Annotated in this window: 5 protein-coding genes; 1 reads left to right on the plus strand and 4 read right to left on the minus strand. The window is 38.4% G+C overall.

Translation table 11 applies throughout. From position 1 onward, the window contains the following. Positions 1–302 (minus strand): YcjX family protein (locus tag ACJHV0_RS07760; RefSeq protein ID WP_483133836.1); only part of this gene is annotated, 302 nt, incomplete at its 3' end. Positions 303–362: 60 nt separating this feature from the next. Here ACJHV0_RS07760 and ACJHV0_RS07765 point away from each other — a divergent pair. Further along, the gene (locus ACJHV0_RS07765; protein ID WP_483133837.1) at positions 363–1,211 is read left to right on the plus strand and encodes a CYTH domain-containing protein; all 849 of its coding nucleotides are present in this window, start codon (positions 363–365) and stop codon (positions 1,209–1,211) included. 32 nt (positions 1,212–1,243) lie between these two features. Here ACJHV0_RS07765 and ACJHV0_RS07770 read toward each other — a convergent pair whose 3' ends face one another. The 3 genes from ACJHV0_RS07770 to truC all read right to left on the minus strand — a co-directional run. Beyond that, on the minus strand, positions 1,244–1,714 hold the full coding sequence (locus ACJHV0_RS07770) for a hypothetical protein (RefSeq protein ID WP_483133838.1): 471 nt from the start codon (positions 1,712–1,714) through the stop codon (positions 1,244–1,246). Further along, the gene (locus ACJHV0_RS07775; RefSeq protein ID WP_081732107.1) at positions 1,707–1,871 is read right to left on the minus strand and encodes a YoaH family protein; all 165 of its coding nucleotides are present in this window, start codon (positions 1,869–1,871) and stop codon (positions 1,707–1,709) included. The genes ACJHV0_RS07770 and ACJHV0_RS07775 overlap by 8 nt, the downstream gene beginning before the upstream one ends. Before the next feature lie 17 nt (positions 1,872–1,888). After that, on the minus strand, positions 1,889–2,542 hold a 654-nt coding region (gene truC, locus ACJHV0_RS07780), incomplete at its 5' end, for a tRNA pseudouridine(65) synthase TruC (protein ID WP_483133839.1).

Here is a 2,542-nt window from a genome sequence, read left to right on the forward strand (position 1 = left end):
GAATTTGACCAACGAGGCGGATTAGCTTCAAAGCATTGGCGGTTTTTGTCATATTCAAAACGAGGAATGGTTAAATCACCCTGTTCGACTCGCTTAACGGACAGAATTTGCCCGTTACGAGCCGGAGCAAATAAATTCAAATGCGTATTACCTGCTTTGTTGATATGTAAAAGCTGATCAACAAGACTGGTAATAAAGGCAGTTTTCCCGCTACGGCTTAAGCCTGTAACCGCAAGGCGTAAATGGTTGTCTAGCCCACGTTGGACAAAGTTATTGAGTTTATGCTGAATTTTAGAAAACATTTTGCAAAATTTATTGATAAAATGACCGCTTGATTATACAACGTTGTAGAGTAGTGTGAAATGGAAAACAAAAATCAAGCAGAAATTGAGCTGAAAATAATGCTCGAATCGCATAACATTTCGTTAATTGAAAATTGGTTAAATAGTGTAAAAGCATTTGAATTGCTTGAGCAGAAATCCCAAACGCTAGGCAATAGCTATTATGACACTCCAGAGCAGTTTTTTGCTTCACAGAAGATGGGACTACGAGTTCGCTCGCAAAACCATCAATTTGAGATTACGCTTAAAACCAAAGGCGAAATTGTAGGTGGATTACATATTCGCCCTGAATATAATTTATCTCTTCCAACTAATCAGCCTGATTTTCTTGCGTTAGTTGAAAAATTTAATTTGCCGTTTGAGAATGCAGAGCAAATTGCTAATAGTCTGCAAACTATTTTTAGCACGGATTTCACTCGCCAAATTTGGTTATTTAAGGTTGGAACGTCTGAAATTGAAGTAGCATTAGATCAAGGCTTAATTAAAAACCGATATGGCGAAGAGGCTATTTCTGAGTTGGAATTTGAAATAAAACAAGGCAATTTAAGCGATTTATTTAACTTAGTTGAAGCAATGCCAAAAGCAGACGGAATGTGGCTAAGCAGTTTAAGTAAAGCTCAGCGTGGCTATTTGGTTGGACAAGCGGCCAAATTTGAACAAGAAATTGCAAATGCAATGCAACAAGAAAATAGCTATAAATTGGAGCAACAGCTGGCAGATTTTATTCGTATTGCGGAAGAGAAAGCAAGCGTGCTTGAGCGGTTTAATCAATGCGTAAATCAGAAGTTAGAAACCTGGGAAGACTCGAAAGCGTTTGTGAAAAGCCAAGATTATTTAATGGCGAATTTAGCGATTTTAAAAAGAATATAGTAAAAAACCACAGATTGCTCTGTGGTTTTTGTTTATTTTACAATTTCAAATTCTAAGCCTTTGAAAACTTGGTCGTTAATTTGAACGTCCATTTTGTATTTTCCGATGGGATCGGTTTTGCCAAAGTCCCAACAACGACTCAGATATTTTTCGGTTACATTATTTAAATTGGTAATAATAGTATTACTCGTGCCATCTGGAGATGCTTGAACCTGAGAACCTTCAGAAATAGCTTTTGATTTTGCCGGAGCATAAATTGCTTCTGCAATCATCACTTTACCTTCTACAGGCACATTAATGCTGTTCCAACATAGTCTATTTTGTTTTTTAGCAATATTGAGTTTGTTGCCTTGAATTGGTTTGGCAACTTTACCACTTACATCAAAAATCTGTATTGCGACAGCAGGTTTCCCGTCTAATGGTTTAGTAACAGGCTTTTCTGCTGCTGCAAAACTATAGTGAGATACCATCGCTAAGGTAAGTACTGTGAATAATTTATTCATTGTTCATTTTCTCCGATTTTTGGTGCTTTTCTCTTAATTGATTAGCAATAATTTGAATGGCTTCTCCGGCACTTATACCTTCTGCCATCAGTTTTTGAATTTCTTCCACGGCAGCTTGTTGCTGTTCGTGTGTGAGTGATAGAAGTGAATTATCCATATCTTCCTCGTCTTTGTCTAATAGTATTGCGTAAAGTTCCAGTCAAAAAATGTAAAGAGTTGTCGCCATTGTTCATCAAGCGGTGCAATTATCTCAATTTTTTGCAAATTTTTGGGGTGCTGAAATTGTAATTTATGGGCGTGTAACATTAAACGGCTCACGCCTGATTTTTCGTTTAAGGCTCGATTTTGGTGTAGATCGCCATATTTACTATCCCCTATAATCGGGTGGAAAAGATGTTTCAAATGGCGACGAAGTTGGTGCTTCCGCCCGGTTTGTGGAAAAAGTTCCACCAAACTATAACGTGCGGTTTGGTGTTTACCAACCGCATAAGGCATTTCCACCGTTGCTAACCCTTTGTAATCGGTAACTGCCTGTTGAGCCTCTTTTTCTTGCGAAAATTTATCGGCGATTTTATCTAAAATCACTTTCAGCGGATAATCAATCCGAGCCTCACCTTGCAAATAACCTCGCACAACCGCTAAATAGCTTTTTTGGATTTGATGTTGTTCAAATTGTTCACTCATTAAACGTGCCGTTTCGCTGTTTAGGGCAAACAGAAGTACTCCGGAGGTTGGGCGGTCTAAACGATGAATCGGGAAAACGTGTTGCCCGATTTGATCTCGCAAGGTTTGCATCGCAAACACTGTTTCGTGCTTATCTAGCCAAGA

Source organism: Mannheimia sp. (genome assembly GCF_056854775.1).